At 40.2% G+C, this 16,754-nt stretch carries 8 protein-coding genes; 7 read left to right on the plus strand and 1 reads right to left on the minus strand.

What is annotated here, in order from left to right:
- The first annotated feature begins 331 nt into the window (after nucleotides 1-331).
- The 5 genes from ACO052_RS06140 (at nucleotide 332) to ACO052_RS06160 (ending at nucleotide 9,975) form a co-directional block, all read left to right on the plus strand.
- Entirely contained in the window at nucleotides 332-2,350 is a 2,019-nt protein-coding gene (locus ACO052_RS06140) for a tetratricopeptide repeat-containing sensor histidine kinase (RefSeq protein WP_422107122.1), read from the plus strand.
- Nucleotide 2,351: 1 nt separating this feature from the next.
- Entirely contained in the window at nucleotides 2,352-3,002 is a 651-nt protein-coding gene (locus ACO052_RS06145) for a response regulator (protein ID WP_422107123.1), read from the plus strand.
- 214 nt (nucleotides 3,003-3,216) lie between these two features.
- Nucleotides 3,217-7,599, plus strand: coding sequence for a choice-of-anchor Q domain-containing protein (locus ACO052_RS06150; RefSeq protein WP_422107124.1), 4,383 nt, complete (start codon nucleotides 3,217-3,219; stop codon nucleotides 7,597-7,599).
- A gap of 27 nt (nucleotides 7,600-7,626) precedes the next feature.
- Entirely contained in the window at nucleotides 7,627-9,813 is a 2,187-nt protein-coding gene (locus ACO052_RS06155; protein WP_422107125.1) for a T9SS type A sorting domain-containing protein, read from the plus strand.
- Nucleotides 9,814-9,840: 27 nt separating this feature from the next.
- On the plus strand, nucleotides 9,841-9,975 hold the full coding sequence (locus tag ACO052_RS06160; protein ID WP_422107126.1) for a hypothetical protein: 135 nt from the start codon (nucleotides 9,841-9,843) through the stop codon (nucleotides 9,973-9,975).
- 237 nt (nucleotides 9,976-10,212) lie between these two features.
- Here ACO052_RS06160 and ACO052_RS06165 read toward each other — a convergent pair whose 3' ends face one another.
- Nucleotides 10,213-12,285, minus strand: coding sequence for a DUF5060 domain-containing protein (locus tag ACO052_RS06165; protein ID WP_422107127.1), 2,073 nt, complete (start codon nucleotides 12,283-12,285; stop codon nucleotides 10,213-10,215).
- Nucleotides 12,286-12,797: 512 nt separating this feature from the next.
- On the opposite strand from ACO052_RS06165, the gene ACO052_RS06170 reads away from it, so the two are divergent.
- Both ACO052_RS06170 and ACO052_RS06175 read left to right on the plus strand, forming a co-directional pair.
- Nucleotides 12,798-14,432, plus strand: a complete 1,635-nt coding sequence (locus tag ACO052_RS06170; protein WP_422107128.1) for a tetratricopeptide repeat protein — start codon at nucleotides 12,798-12,800, stop codon at nucleotides 14,430-14,432.
- Nucleotides 14,433-14,742: 310 nt separating this feature from the next.
- Complete coding sequence (locus ACO052_RS06175; protein WP_422107129.1) at nucleotides 14,743-16,668, plus strand: tetratricopeptide repeat protein; 1,926 nt, start codon at nucleotides 14,743-14,745, stop codon at nucleotides 16,666-16,668.
- Nucleotides 16,669-16,754: the final 86 nt, after the last annotated feature.

Raw genomic sequence — 16,754 nt, forward strand, 5'->3', positions numbered from 1 at the left:
AAGTCTCGCCGCCTGTACAGAGATAAGCTTCAGTATTAGTACTGGGGCTTTTTTTATGGTATGTAGTATTCGGGTATGACATAATAGGCGAGACGAGAAGCGTCGCATTGAGCTTAGTCGAAATGTTTATGCTGAGCGAAGTCGAAGTAAGTCTCGCCGCCTGTACAATAAGACAAAGCTTCAGATTATTACTGAGGCTTTTTTATTTAAGGTTTGATTAAACCTTCACGATTTAGAACCAGTGCTAAGGTTTTACAAGAAAATCCCAAAAGTTATAAACATATTTATAACTTTACGCATATCACCCTATCACTAGTTAATATATTACCCCATGCGAAAAATTAGTTCTCTTTTCGTCTTATTGAGTTGTATCCTTGTATTTGGGCAAGACCCATCACTTGAGCAGTCCGTAAATAATCTCGAGCAACATATTAAAGCGTCACAAAATGGTGAAAAGCTTAAGTTAATGGACAGCCTTTGTAGGCTTGTTGAATACAATGGGAACTTACGTTTCGATTCCATCACCAAAGCCACTATAGCTTATGCCTACAAGTTAGACTCCACTCAAATGGCCATTCGCCATACCTCAAACCTCATTTTTTATTATGCCAATCGTGCTAGTAACGCTGAGGAAGGCGTCAAGCTATTTAAAGATTTTGAACAACGAAATTTAGATACGGATAACTACGGCCTTATGGGCAGACTGTATACCAATGCAGCGGATAGCTATTATTTTTCAGGGCAGACGGAACAATCTATTGGTTTGTACGATAAAGCAGAGGCTTTGGCGTTAAAGGCCAATGACTCATCCTCTTATGCATTAGCAAGATCCTATAAATCCGGGGCCTATGCAGTAAAAGGTAACTATGCCATAGCTTCTAAACTACTTTTAGAAACTTCAGACTACTTTCAAAAAGCACGAGATACCTTTAATTTGCTCTTTGTAAGAAATGAACTGGCCACATTATATACGAAAATAGGTTTTGATGATGAAGCCAAAAAAGAACGTGACGAAATTATTGCCATTGCCAAGCACCAGCGCAATTTTAATTCACTCGTTCCTAATTTGTACAATGCCTCATTAGAAGCGAGTTTTAAAGGCAATCAAGCGGCAAGAATCGTATATCTCAAAGAAGCTTATGGCTATGTTACGGATCCCGACTATAGCTTATCCTTAGAACCTGTAATTACTTATGCCTTGTTAGGGGCCTATGCCGTAACAGATAGTTTGAGTAAAGCCAAGGTGTTTTATGATAAGGTGCAAAAGGACTTTGCCCCACTAAGCCCAATTCCCTATGAAAGCTTGTATAGAACAGCATTAGCGGATTATTATATAGCAACTAAGGCATATAACAAGGCTTTAAAGGAAGGCGAGTGGGTGATTGATAAACATAAGCAAACTAAGAACTTCTGGGGGAAATTTAAGATGGATGAACGACTTTCTAACATATACAAAGCGCTTGGAAATATTGAAAAATCCCATGAACACTATGTGGATTTTGTAACCCTAAGAGATTCTATTAATAGTGTCAAAAAAGTAAATGGTCTGTCTTATTATCAAACCCTCTATGAAACCGAAAAACGGGATTTCACGATAACAGCCCAAAATTCTGAGATTGCGCTGTTGGACAAACAAAACAAAATCAAACAGCAATGGATGTTGTTTGGAGGTTTGGGCTTAGTGCTTTTATTCACAATTATCTATTTACTGCGTTCCAGAAACTTCTCGAGAAAGGAGAAAATAAATCAAGAGTTGTTTTCACAAGAATTGATAAAGACGCAAGAAGACCAGCGCACACAGGTGGCTAGGGATCTTCACGATAGTGTTGGTCAGAAATTGATGTTGCTCACCAAAAAAGTAAAATCTTTTGAGAATAATGATATCGATAATCTGGCAAAAACTACGCTGAGTGAGCTAAGAGGGATTTCCAGAGGGCTTTACCCCGCCACCTTCGAGAAAATAGGGGTTACTGCAAGTATAGAATCCATGATCAACGAGGTCGATGCTAATACCGATTTATTCTTCACCATTGATATCGCAAATATCGATGATGTACTATCTCAAAAAGATGCGCTACATTTATACCGTATTATCCAAGAAGTTCTGAACAATACCGTAAAACATGCCAAAGCCAAATCGGTTTCGGTCCTTATTTCAAAAACAGAAGATGTTATTGAAACGACGATTAAGGATAATGGAATCGGTTTCGAGTTTAACGAAAAACGCCATGCTACCTCGAGTTTAGGCATGAAAACCTTGATAGAACGTGCTAAAATAATTAAATCGAAGTTGTCTTTCGATAGTGCTAAAAATAAAGGTACAACGATGCAACTTATTACCCCCGTTTAAGATGATAAAAAAAGAAGATATTTCATTCATATTAGCAGATGACCACCCCATGCTTTTAAAAGGTTTACACGACGAGCTAACCTTACATAACTATGCTATAATTGGGCAAGCCACTAATGGGATGCAGGCTTTGGAACTGATTTTAAAGCTCAAACCGACGATCGCATTTTTAGATATCGATATGCCTTTACTAACGGGCTTCGAAGTGGTAAGAATGGCCAAGGATAAAGGCACGTCAACTAAATTTATTATTCTGTCCTATCATAAAGAAATCGATTATATTACCAAAGCAAAAGCACTACAACTCAATGGTTATTTGCTTAAGGAAGATAGTTTTTTTGAAATTGAACGTTGTATCGATGCTGTTCTCAACGGTGAGATCTATTTCAGCAGTTCTTTTGATAGTTTTGCCATTGAGAACGCTTCGGACGAGCTCAAAAAATTAAAACTGTTGACGCCTTCAGAGATTACTATTTTAAAACTCATTGCCCAAGGAAATACCAACACAGAATTATCCGAAACTTTGGGAGTTTCTGTCAGAACGGTTGAAAAACACCGTAGTAATATTGTCCATAAATTAGAGATAGAGGGCGGGACCAATGCCGTTATTAATTGGACCTTAAAGCACAAAGATGTCATTGTAAATCTCTGATAATCAAACTCTTTTATTATTATGTGTGCTTAACTACGTGTAAGCACGTAGTCTATACGTGCCTGCGCTTATAAAGTACGTGTATTCTCGTATTTCAAGGTTTTTTACCTCATTCTAACTTGCACCCATTAACCTTTAATTACACCCCGTTATGCAAACTTATTATTTGCCGGGAGTGATTTTTAATAAATCACTTTCTTCTTTTTGTAAAAGATTGAAATTAGCTGGTGCAATAATTATTTTTTCAGCTTTTCAATTACAAGCACAGACCTTTACAGTTACTAAAGCCGATGATACCGATGACGGTGTTTGTGATGCTGCCGACTGTTCCTTACGAGAGGCTTTAAAAGCAGCCTACCAAGCAAATGGAGACAATATTATCAACTTTGCCTCTCCTTATTTTGATACGCCTAGAACTATTACACTGACCTTGGGTCAACTTGAGATTGGTCCACCATCTGGAGGACATGGAGGCGATTATATTATTAATGGACCGGGTCAAGACCTATTAACCATCGATGGGAATCTACAGCACAGAGTGTTTTATGCTGGTTTCGGACATATAGATGTTGAAATCAATAACTTAACTATAGCTAACGGAAAACCCGACCAGCCGGGAACTGCTAATGATAGCCAGCCTTACCCACAATGGGGAGGAGGGATTATGAAATTAGGTGGTGACCCAGGTTCGTATTGTCGATTGATTAATGTTACTATAGAAAATTGTGAAGCACTTAGAGGAGGAGCGGTTTCATCTTATGGTGGTAATATGTATCTCGATGGCGTAACATTACGAAACAATACTTCTACTGGATACGGTTCAGCGATTGAAGAGGAAGGACGAATTTTCGAGATCAAGAATTCTGCGATCTATGGCAATTCAGGAAGCGCGCCCATACGGATGCATGCGAGCATTGCCAATGTTGACTTCAAAATGGAGAATACTACGATTAGCGGAAATAGTACACCAGCTGGTGGTTCGGCGATTGAGTTTATTACCACTGGAGGATATTCACAAACACTTAATATGAATAGCAATACCATTACCAATAATACATCTGGGAGTGATGGTGAAGCTGGCGCTGCCATTACGTTTTCTGCCAATAATCTTATTGATGGGACCATAGATAATTCCATTCTTTCAGGAAATTTGGCCAATGGCTCACCTTCAGATATTGGTAATGATAGCTTCACTCCAGATAGCGGAAACAATCTTATTGGTGCCGGTGCAACTCAAATTAATGCGACAAGCAACATTTTTAATGTCAACGATCCATTATTAGCACCACTAGCAGATAATGGTGGTAATACGCTTAGTCACTTACCATATGGAAATAGCCCAGCACTTAATGCCGGTTTTACGAGCCTTACAACCGATCAGGTAGGCAATGCCAGAGGTATTTTTGGTACTGATGATATTGGTGCCATAGAATTACCATCCGTAGGAAGCTATGTAGTAACTAAAACAGAAGATACTAATGATGGGGTTTGTGATGGTGATTGTTCGTTAAGAGAAGCATTTATAGCAGCGAATAACGATCCAGGTACAGACGTTATTGAGTTCTCATCATTATTCAATTCGCCTCAGACGATTACTGTTAGAGCACCCGAATATCAAGATCCGAACAACACTTCGTCTCCAATACTTTTTGGCCAGATGGAAGTAGGTGCAGCAGGTGGGTTTGGAGGATCATTGATTATTAAAGGACCTGGTCAAGACCTCTTAACTATCGATGGTAATAATGCTACGAGAGTATTCTATAACGGATTTGCACATTTGAATTTAACTATAAGCGATTTAACCATTGTTAATGGTAATTCAGCAACCATACAAGGGCCTTATAATACCTATGGAGGCGGTATCCTGTTGCTAGGTACCAATACAACGACTTTGACCAATGTGACTATTGGGTCTTGTACTTCGGATAACGGTGGTGCTATCTCCTCGTGGACAGGCACCATCAATCTTAATGGTGTTACCCTAAGTGAGAATAGTGCCAGCTATGGTGCCGCTATAGAAAGTGAAGCAGGAACATTAAATATCAATAATTCAGCAATTATTAATAACTCAGGAGCTGAGGCACTTAAAGTTTGGGCTTCAAATTCGTCCTCAGGTCAAGCCTTCATTGTAAATAATTCCACGATCAGTGGTAATACTGCACCAATTGGAGGCTCTGCGATAGAAACACGTACAAATTCAGGACGCAAAACTACTATGCTCATCACCAATAGTACCATAACCAATAATGTAACTGAAGCAGCTGGTAGTTCAGCAGCGATAAGCCATCAAGGTACGCTTAATGCAACAACATGGACAGTACATAATTCCATTATTTCAGGAAATACGGCAGAAGGTGCTCCTGCAGATGTAGTATTTCACGATTTCGAAGCAGGAAGTAGTTATAATATCATAGGCACTGGAACAGCAATAACCGATGGTACTAATAATAATATTATTGGTGTAGATGATCCGTTATTATTGCCATTAGCAGATAATGGGGGAAATACCTTAAGTCACTCATTTTTTAATACAAGTCCAGCGTATAACAATGGAATAGCTTTAGACTCATATAAGGTTATGGATTTTAGTGGAGCAACAACCATTACCTCCATAGAAGATACCCTATTTGGGAACGACCCTAATTACTGTGATCTGTATGTCTTTGTAGCACCTGCAACGGCACGATATGAGTTTACCTTTAGCGGAACTACGGAATATTTAGGTAATGATGCGGATCCGGACAATCCTAGAGAAGGTATTTCAATATATCTATGGGATGACAATCTTGTTGCTAATAGTGGCTTTTTTTCAGACAGACCAGAATATCTAGGGCATACCAATAGGAATAATGATGGCTCGTATTATGATGACGGTGGCGGAAGTCAATTCTTTGACCTAGTCGCTGGTGAAACCTATCTGTTTTATGTATCTACTTATTTTAATAATAGTTTAGTGACCTATGACGGAGAGCTAAGGGTTGTTGATTCAGGCATAGCACTTAATGATCAGGTTGGTAATCTAAGAAATTATAACGATCAAGGCTATGATATTGGTGCTATAGAGTTACAATCAGATAGTAATGTACCACCTATATTCAGAGCACGTGTATTCTTGCAGGGTGCCGCAATAGACCCAGTTCAAGCTGATGGAGAAGAGAATTTAATGCGCGATGATTTAAGAGTTGCGGGTATGATACCTACGACTAGCCCTTATTCAGATGGTCTTACCTGTGATAGTAGTGTCTTTGGAGATATAGATGATGAAAGCATTGTAGATTGGGTATTTGTGGAGTTACGCGATAAAGATAATAGTGCACAGGTCGTATACTCGCGATCTGCATTATTAAACAGAGATGGCTTCATTGTAGATGTCGATGGGCAAGCTAACTTAAGGCCTACTGCTTTGGCCGGCGATTACTATGTCGCCATTAAGCACCGTAACCATATAGGGGTTATCACAGCAGCTCCTGTTACCCTAAGTGGTACAACAACTTTAATTGACTTTACCGACCCTATTAATGTAGAAGGGGGTACCAATTCGGTAGTGTTATTACCAAATACATTGCACGGAATGTACACTGGGGATTATGATGGTAATGCACAGATCCAAAATACAGATGCTAGTGCAGTAATCCAATTAATCGGTAGCTCAGGTTATAATGAAGCCGATATGGATATCAATACTCAGGTACAAAATACTGATGTCAATGCCCTGATAAACCCCAATATCGGGCGTGGACAGCAGTTTAACAGACCTAGTATTGCTTCCGATTCACAATCCTCGAATGTAACCTTGGCCTTTGCCAACGCCCAAATTACCAATGATGGTACAGACGATTTCTATGAAGCTGATATCATGATATCCAGCACATCGGACTTCTATGTGGGCTCGGGCCAGGTATACTTAGATTATAATACGGCAGCCTTTGGTGATAATGTATCGACCAATAGTACTTTAGAGTACAGCCAACCGGACGGGTCCATTTTAGGCCATTCTTGGCCTGGAGTTCCTTTTCCAACACCGGCCTATAAGGATTTTGTTCATAACGATAATACCACGTCAAGGGTATCATTGTCTTTCCAACAGAATATAGCCTTAGTAGGATTGGAGACAGCGACGGAGTTAGTAGTGACGACTACTCCTAAGGTCTTATTCCATATCAAGATACGCTATGCCGATGTGAATGAAGATGCCAATATTTGTTTCTATAGCGATGGGGTATTCCAGGACCAGTTCTTTACAGCCTGCGGTGGGACAACGACAGCAGATTGTACGAATACACCCGGAGTACAGATTATGGATGATACTTATGACTGCTCGCAGTCGGCGCCAAGCACTTTGACTATAGCAGAGGTAGAGAACGATACCTTATTGCTATATCCAAATCCAGTAAAAACAAGCTTTTATATCAAAGGTTTAAAGACAATAGGAGCCGTACGTGTCTATGATATCAATGGGAGACTTATCCTACAGATGGATAATGTGGAAGGAGAGCAAGCCATAGATATGAGTGCCCATGAAGATGGTATTTATCTAGTTGAGGTGACTACAGAAAATCTATCGGTGACCAAACGTCTGATTAAAAAAAGTAATTAAGCCTTACCCCTTAAGTATAAAATAATTATGAAAGTAAAAATAGTTATAATGGTATTAGTGGTGATGTGCATGTATGATGTATATGCCCAAGATATCACCTTCTCCTTTGCCAATACACAGATTACCAATGACGGTACAGATGATTTTTACGAAGCGGATATCTTCATAACAAGTACCTCGGACTTTTATGTGGGTTCGGGCCAATTATATCTGGACTATAATACTGCAGCCTTTGGGGAGAACATATCGGCCAATGGCAATATAGAGTATAGTCAACCTATAGGCTCGATTATAGGCTATGAATTTCCGGGATTTCCCTTTCCAACGCCGGCCTACAAGGACTTTGTGCAGAACGATAATACCAATTCGAGGGTGTCACTATCCTTCCAACAGAATGTGGCCTTGGTTGGTTTAGAATTTGTTCCTGAAATAGAGGTGACGGCTACCCCGAACCTATTGTTTCATATTAAGATAAAATATGTTGATTCTAGCGAAGATGCCGGTATTTGTTTTTACAGCGATGGCGTGTTCCAGGATCAGTTCTTTACGGCCTGTGGCGGAACAAATATTGCAGATTGTACGAACAGTCCTGGGACTCAAATCACCAATGATAGCTATGATTGTTCGGGAGCATCTCTGATCATGGGTTACGTTTATAATAACGGGTGGACACCTTCAGACCCCAATGGGGTAGCGACCAGTGCCGATGATATCCTTATCGAAGCGGGTGAAGCGACCATCAACACGGATACGGATTGTAATAACATGACTGTAGAAGCTGGTGCTGGATTGACCATTACTAATGGTATAACACTAACGGCCGCTTCGGGTGTGCTTTTGGAATCGACCTCTACGTCCTATTCGAGTTTGATCTCGGATGGTACCTTAACAGGGACTATTGCCTACGAGCGCCATGTTAACCAAACGGCAGCCTCTGGAGGTAACGATCTGGTAAGCCCACCTGTTTCGGGACAAATCTTTACAGACTTTTTGGCGAACAACACCAATATCGTTTCTAATGCGGGTAATACCTTATACCTGTTTGGGCCATTCGACAAGGTCTCGGGCAGCTATGTTACCTATTCCAATACAGAATCTGCGACCTTGGACTCGGGAACGGGGTACAGGGCGGCAACGACGGATAATTCGACCTTACGCTTTGAAGGGACGGTTAACCAAGGGGACGTCAACCAAGCCGTATTTAATATTGGCCCGAGCTACAGCGAATGGAACCTTATTGGTAATCCCTATCCGAGCTACCTTAATGTTCAAGACTTTTTGAACGACAGCAACAATATGGGCGCACTCGATGTGAACAATGTGGGGATTTACGGCTATGACGGTGACGCCTCCGATGGTTGGGTGATCTACAACCTGAACACCACGGATGCCAATACAGTGATCGCTCCTGGTCAGGGCTTTTTTGTGGCGGTCGGCAGTGATGCGACTATCGCCTTTACACCAAGTATGAGAAGGCACGGTAATAGTGATGACTTTATAGCCGGAAGGCCTATGGATACCAATCAGTACCTAAAACTAGAGTTAAACAGCAGCAATGGGGACCGTTCGGCGACCGATTTTTATTTCAACGCCAACTCCACCAATGGCCTTGACCTTGGCTATGATGCTGCTGTTTTTGGGAACCTTGCCGGTGCATTCGGCCTTTACTCTCGCCTGTTGACTAACGATACAGGTATCGATTTTGCCATTCAGTCGCTGCCACAAGAGGTATTGAGTAATGGTAGCTTGGTTCCCTTAGGGATCAATGCCAGCCAGGCAGTACAACTGACTGTAGGCATAGACAGTTCGAACTTGCCTGCGAACGTTGATGTCTATCTTCTCGATACTCAGGCCAATACAACAACGCATTTAAATACGGAAGATTATGTAATGACGCCAGTCGAGAACCTTAATGGGACAGGACGTTTTTATATCAGTTTTGGCGAGCAGACTCTTGGCATATCCGATACTGATTTTAATAGCTTAAAGATTTTTACGGTGAATGCTAGGAACATCTTGGCCATAAGTGGACGGGTAGACCATAATACAACTGCCAAATTATACGATATCAATGGAAGGCTGGTAGCGCGCAAAGTTATAGAGGCAGGAACTCAGTACAACACTGTGGACATTATGGGATTAGGAACGGGAATATATATCTTACAATTGTCTAATAGTGCAGTAAGCCGCGCACAGAAAATAAGTATTGATTAGTACATGAAAAAGAAAGATAAAGACAAGATGACGCGCAAGGAGGCCATAATCAGGATGGGCAAGTATACCGCCTTAACGGCTATCGGGACATTTATGATTTTATCGCCTATGAAGGCGCAATCGGCATCACCACCAGATCCCGGAGGTAATCCCTTCGATTGAGCTATAGAAGAAAAAAAATGAAAATGATGTAAGTTTTTATAAGCAATTATTTAGAGGGACCCCTTTAACTAAACCAAAGATTCTTCATTAAATTAATAGCAGAAGAGGCACAAAACTGTTGAGTTTTAAAGGGGTGATTTTCATCAGCAGTAGTGCGATAACCTCCTTAAATAATTAAGGAGGTTTTTTTCTTTGGAACCTTTAAAAGAGATTCACCTTAGTCTGCAAAACTATTTTTTAGTATTTAATAATGGATTTGGTCAATTGCCCTTTGTCACTTTTAATCGTCAATAGATAAAAGCCCTTTGCCAACGCACTGAGATCTATGTGTTCTAAATCTTCGGATTTTTTTAGGATGAGATGACCAGTGGTGTCGTATACAGCGATGTGTTGCATTTGGTACTGGAAACCACTGTTTGCCAAATTTATAAATAAGATGTCATGAGTAGGGTTGGGATAGATCTGTATAGATTGTTCAAGTGCAACACTACCAATGGACAGCAAATCCGTATCGGCGACTAAGGCTACCCAGTCATTAGTGTCTGGAGCGGTCAAAGAGTTTGTTATAGCTGTTGGAGCGGTCAGACTGCCTCCAGTTCTAGGGTTGAACCAAACGACGGACCAGTTGCCAGAGGGTAAGCTAATATCAGTGGTACCTCCATCAGGTCTGTAAACCACATAAATGTCATTAGGTTTTGCGAATACATAATCCTCGTTGTCATTCGTAACACTATCCATAGATTGCATCTCTAGTAAATAGTCTTGTAAATAGGTATTAAAGAAGTCTAGGGCGATGCTCGCATGAGTGTATTTGGTATCTCTCGATCTATGGTCTTGAGCGGTGAGGTCGGTCTCTCCAGTACCATAGCCATAGTAATACTCAACCCCAGCTCCACCAGCCATTAAGGTACCCCATAATACGCGATGTCTTACAAGATGGTTATCATTGGGGTCTTGATCTACTCCAGTATCCGCATTGCCTTGCTCATCATTGGCAACCACCCATTTTTTACCAGCTAGAGCTGAATTATCAACCCAGGTTTTTACCATAGCATGTGTGCTAGCCTTGTCTATTTGTATCGACGCTCCTGTAAGTGCAGAATTATTACCTAGTAATGGCGTATAATGTTCATCTTGATCATTGGGGTAGGTGTGTAAGACAATAAGGTGATTATAAGGGTCTATACTTTCGATATAGTTTGATGTGGCAATAGCCACAGCATCAGTAAGTGTTGTTTCTTCCGTAATATTCCAGTTGAGCGCCAAATGATGACTGTATCTAGCAATCAATTCGCGATAATATAATTTCCGTTCCCTGCCAAAGGTATTATTATCCATCATATTATCATTTTCCGTTTCCATGGTTTTAAAGTGCATAAATAAGCCCTTCTTGTCAGCATATTCAAAGATGTGCTCCCATTGGGCCAATTTAGAGACATCAAAACGGTCCTTATGAACCCCTAATTCCCACTGCTGATTGTCGTTATAGTTATTATAGGTGTCCTCCGGTACATTTAAGAGGTGCGGGAATACGTTGTCATCATCGCCATGCAAGCTTAAGGTTAAAAAAGAAAAGGCGTTAACGCCTTTGTCCGATAGGTAACTCAAGACTCCTAACAATTCAGTGCCTTTACCGTTATCCCAAGTGTAACTAGAGGCATCATTGGCGTCATAATCCTGTTGGTGTGGGTTCCAGCTTTTTCTGCGATTGCCACGATTGGGTGTATTATCAAAGTCCTCATAAGCTAAGGTGTTTTCTGGGGCGTCGGCACCAGCCTTTACAAACCAATTGCCGTTTGGCACTGCTGGATTGGTGCCAGAATATCTTAAATAGTGTTCCCCGACATATACGGTCCTTCCGCGAAGGGGGCTTCTATGGTCTCTTCCAGATTTGAGACTTTCAGCGATTTCAAAGTTTCCGATCTGTCCATTCATAAAACCGGCACCGGTTCCACCACCATCCATAGCGACATCGGTCCCTGTGGTAAATGTGGCATTCCAATTCCAACTTCCAGTACGATCCGGAGCAAAGTGCACTTTCCATACGTTTCCAGAATCACAACTGGTATCCGCGGGGTTTTCGCAACCTGAGTAGTAGCCGGGCACGACAAAAGTTGTGTTTGTATCGCTGTGCGTAAATGTTACGTCTAAGCGATAGTCTGTGAAAGGGTTGGTCATTGCGGTTTCTGAACTGTTCGGACCTTCAAACGATAGTGTCACTTTATGCCATCGTTGTAATTCACCACTAAGGGTCTGTGCAAAATGCAGACCTTGCCATAGCATGAAAATGATAAGTAGTTTCGTTTTCATAATACATTGTTTTAGGTTAAGTATATGGGGTCCGGTTGATTTAACTACGTCAAAATTGGGTATGGAGTATGACTACAAGTCTTAATTTTCGATGAACCGCTTTAATTTTTAACATATAGCTCAGAGGATGACAACAATAGTTGAAATCATCTCGTATCGTCTATATATTCAGTTCTTGATGTGTTTTGATACTTGGCCCTCATTTCTGTGTTGCGTTAAATGGGTTTGAGAATAGCATCGCACTAATCGAATCACATCATATACCAATGAATTAGGAGGTAACAAATGGTTAACAAATTGGAATTTTTAGATTTTGTTGTTGTGAAAGACTAGATCATGAAACGTACAAATATTAAGGGAATTACGACCATGATTCTCGTCCAAAGCGTCCTTATTACAAGGCTTATGTCATTATGCGATTATAGAATATCCAATACAGGGAGCTAAAGGACGTCGTTTATAATTTCAAAATTGATTAATTTAGCGAGACAAACCCTCTTACCCCTGACCTGTTGCAACGTATTATTCCTTATTTATGTTTGCTCTTATCTTTTTTGGGCATCGCCCAAGAACAGGACACTACATTTCTTACTTTAAAGAACAATCTCGATAGGGCCACAAGTAACACCGAAAAAGTGAAAGCCCTAATGGCCTTAGGGGAATATCGAATAGAATATGATATAAAAGAAGCTGAAGACTATTTGTCAGAGGCGCGACAACTCGCAGAATTGGGTGACGGTGAAACTGCAGATTTAGCCTTTGTTTATAATCAGTTAGGAGTCGTCAATAGAAGAAAAGCCTTGTATGGGGATGCTATTGAGCTCTACTTGAAATCCAAGGATATCTATGAAAAAATAAACGATACCAGCAAGGTAGCAGATGTCATTCATAATATTGGGATGGTTTATCGCTATCAGGAACAAGACAGTGTCGCTGCTGAGAATTTTAAAGAGGCTATTCGTCTAAACGGACAAATGAAAGACACCTTCGGATTAGCCGCCGCCTTTAATATGCTGGGCGTATCCTACAGAAGGATGAACCAATTAGATTCTGCCTTGGTTAACTATAGCATCGCCCGCAATCTTTTTGTAAAGCTCGATAGTAAAGATGATATAAGACGAGTAGATAATAATATTGCGGTTGTGTATTCCATTACTGGACAATATGAAAAATCCTTGCCCATAAAGTTGGCCAATCTTGAATATAATAAAAGACAGGGTAAGAAAATGTCCATGTGCATTGGATATCATGGGCTCTCAAAAGAGTATTCGCGATTAGGAAACCCAGAAAAGGCCAAATTGTATGCGGATTCTTCATTGCAAATAGCTCTTAAAGAAGGCTATAGAGAAAGGATTACTAGTGCTTATGTAAGACGAAGTGCGGTACATAGAGATATGAAGAATTTTGAGCAGGCCTACCAAGATTATCGCTACTACAAAAAATATTCGGACTCCATATATGGTCTAGAATCTGCCGAACGTATTAAGGAACTAGAGCTACAGTACGAAACTCAAAAAGAAAAAAATCGACTCGAAATTTTATCCGAAGAACGAAAAGATAAGGTACGTTTATATACCTACTTATTCATTGCGGCCATACTTGTTGGTGGTTTGGTGGGCTACTTATTGTGGCGTAACTATACGGCGCGTGTCCGAATAGTGGCTGATAAATTAGAGAAAGAAAGACTTACCAAAGAATTGTTGGATGAAAAAGTAAAGGTATCCGAGGCGGAACTGAAATTTTTGGTGGCGGATAATACCATGCGTCTCCAATTTGTTAGGGAACTGTCTAATCGCATTAAAGAGAATAAAAAAGCAGCTGATTCAAATGAAATTCAACAGTTCGCCAATTCATTAATATTACAATTAGAACAACAAATTGGGACTGAAAGTAAATTGACCTTACTTCAGGAGCGCATTGAAGAGGTCAATAGGGGGTTTCATGAAAAACTCATCAAATTATATCCGGATTTATCAAAAACAGAGCGCGAGGTTTGTGCCCTGTCCCGACTAAATTTATCCATTAAAGAGATTTCCACCATACGAAATGCTTCAGTCGATGCCACTAAAATGGTAAGGCACCGTATTAGAAAAAAGCTCGATATACCAAAGGATACAGAGCTCGAAACCTTTATCCAAAGTCTTTAGAATTAAAGACGTTACTTTTTGTTACCACCAAAATTTCTAATCTGGGGGGATGATGATTATACTTGTTTAAATAGTTAAAAAAGGATGTTGTAATCAAAGCAGTTAAATGCATCATACATTCTTAGTTGTCTTCAGTAATCATTGTTAACTGAAGCTGTATAAACAATAACTGTCATCATAATTTACCTTACCCATGACAACGCTAAGCCTTATCTCAGCAGAAGTATATCTTAAAATACAAACTGTTCTACGCCTCAAAAAAATTAAAGGGTCACTATTAGAGCGTTTACTTTTTCTTTCTGTCTTTTGTTTGACTTCAATTTACGGTCAAGATCAGTATCATAACATCGATGAACAACTAAAGCAATATAAAACTGACCAAGAAAAACAAGTTTTTTTAGATTCTGTCACTAGACATATGGTCAGGACAAATGATACCTTAAAGATTAAATACCTAAAGCAATTAATACATCTTGCGCGACAGCTTGAGGATTATGATATGGTGGCCCGCAAGAGCAGACATATTCTTGCTGATTTAAACTGGCGAGGCCAACAAGACTCTGCCATCGCCATGGCCAATCAATTACTTGCTGAAAAGGATAAGTTCAAAGATCCTGTCTCGGCAGCACATTTATATTTAAAAAGGGCTGCTCCTCTTTATTTTCAAGGGAAATACCTAAAAGCTATCGAAGACTATGAAAAGGCCGCCACTATTTTCGAGGCCAATAATATCCCCCTATTTGCAGCCGACGGCTACTTTTTTGCATCACAGGTCTACAAGGATAAGCACGACTTTGTGCCTGCGGTGACCCATATGAAAAAGGCCATGCGCTTATATGAAGTAGGTGGGGATAGTACCTATGTACAATACGTTACGGAAGGCTTAACCGATTTGTACGATCGTAATGATCTATTTGAAAAGTCATACGGAGAGCGGCAGCGACTATTAAAAAAATATAGAGGAAAGCTCTCGCCCTCAATGCTAGCGATAAACTATTATGCCATAGCCCGGTATCATAAGGAACAAGGGGACAAAGCACTTCAAAAAGTGTATTTGGATTCATCCTATGCCGAAGTTTCAAAAATTGACGACCCCTCCATTCCTCAGGAGCATGTCGCTTCTTTGGCCATGACCTTTTGTAATGCCTATGTTAAATACTATCTCGAGCAGAATAATTTAGCAGAAGCAGAGACTTATCTTAAGAAAGCGGAGAGCTATTTTAAAAAGACCCTGTCTCAAGACTTTTATGAAGTCAGAATGTCTATGTATCGTGCCCTCGTGCTTGAGAAAAAGGGGCGTATTAACGGTGCAAAACACCTATATGAACAAGTACTGGAGAGAGGTTTAGAAATTGATAATCTCAGTTATCGTTTGGACGCTCAACAACAGTTGGCTAACATTTTAGAAAAGCAAGGCGATTTTAAGAGCGCCAATGAATTTCGTAAAAACCACCAGCAACTAAAAGATTCCTTAAATGGTGTAAAACAGACCAACACCCTCTTATTGTTACAAACGGAGTTCGAAACCGAACGTCATCAAAAAGAACTGGCGCAGCGCACGGCAGACCTCAAAAGTCTGGAGTTAGAACAATACAAAACGGAAAAAGAAAAAAATAGACTCGAAATCCTATCTGAACAACGACAGGACAAGGTGCGACTATATACCATTTTATTAATACTTGCCTTAATGATTGGTACGCTGGTAGGCTATTTGATATGGAAGAATTATAAAGCTAGGGTTCGTATTGTTGCCGACCAATTAGAAAAGGAAAAACTTAAGAAGGTTCTGTTAGATGAGCAAGTAAAGGTATCTGAGGCAGAATTGAAATTTTTGGTAGCGGACAATGCTATGCGGCTGCAATTTGTCAAGGAGCTCTCTAAAAAAATTAAGGAAAATAAAAGGGCGACGAACTCAAATGAAGTTCATAAGTTCGCCAATTCACTGATTTTACAATTAGAACAACAGATTGGAACTGAGAGCAAGCTGTCCTTAATTCAGGAGCGTATTGAAGAGGTCAATAGGAGTTTTCATGAAAAACTTATTAAATCATTTCCAGACTTAACAAAAACGGAGCGCGAGGTTTGTGCCCTGTCCCGACTCGATTTATCCATTAAGGAGATTTCTACCATACGCAATGCTTCCGTCGATGCCACCAAAATGGCAAGGCACCGCATTAGAAAAAAAATGGGTATTTCTAAAGATATAGGGTTAGAGACCTTTATCCAAAGTCTTTAAAATCAGCACTGTTACTTTTTGTTACCATTAAAATTTCTCAGTTGAGGGTTCTATAGTTAAACTTGCGTAGTACCTAAGTGAAAGGA

The sequence above is a fragment of the Winogradskyella sp. genome (genome assembly GCF_965228925.1).
Classification (GTDB): domain Bacteria; phylum Bacteroidota; class Bacteroidia; order Flavobacteriales; family Flavobacteriaceae; genus Winogradskyella.

Excerpts from the sequence above, each read along its gene's own strand:
- ACO052_RS06140 (WP_422107122.1), top strand. The coding sequence starts at position 332 with ATGCGAAAAATTAGTTCTCTTTTCGTCTTATTGAGTTGTATCCTTGTA.
- ACO052_RS06145 (WP_422107123.1), top strand. The coding sequence starts at position 2,352 with ATGATAAAAAAAGAAGATATTTCATTCATATTAGCAGATGACCACCCC.
- ACO052_RS06155 (WP_422107125.1), top strand. The coding sequence starts at position 7,627 with ATGAAAGTAAAAATAGTTATAATGGTATTAGTGGTGATGTGCATGTAT.
- ACO052_RS06160 (WP_422107126.1), top strand. The coding sequence starts at position 9,841 with ATGACGCGCAAGGAGGCCATAATCAGGATGGGCAAGTATACCGCCTTA.
- ACO052_RS06165 (WP_422107127.1), bottom strand. The coding sequence starts at position 12,285 with ATGAAAACGAAACTACTTATCATTTTCATGCTATGGCAAGGTCTGCAT.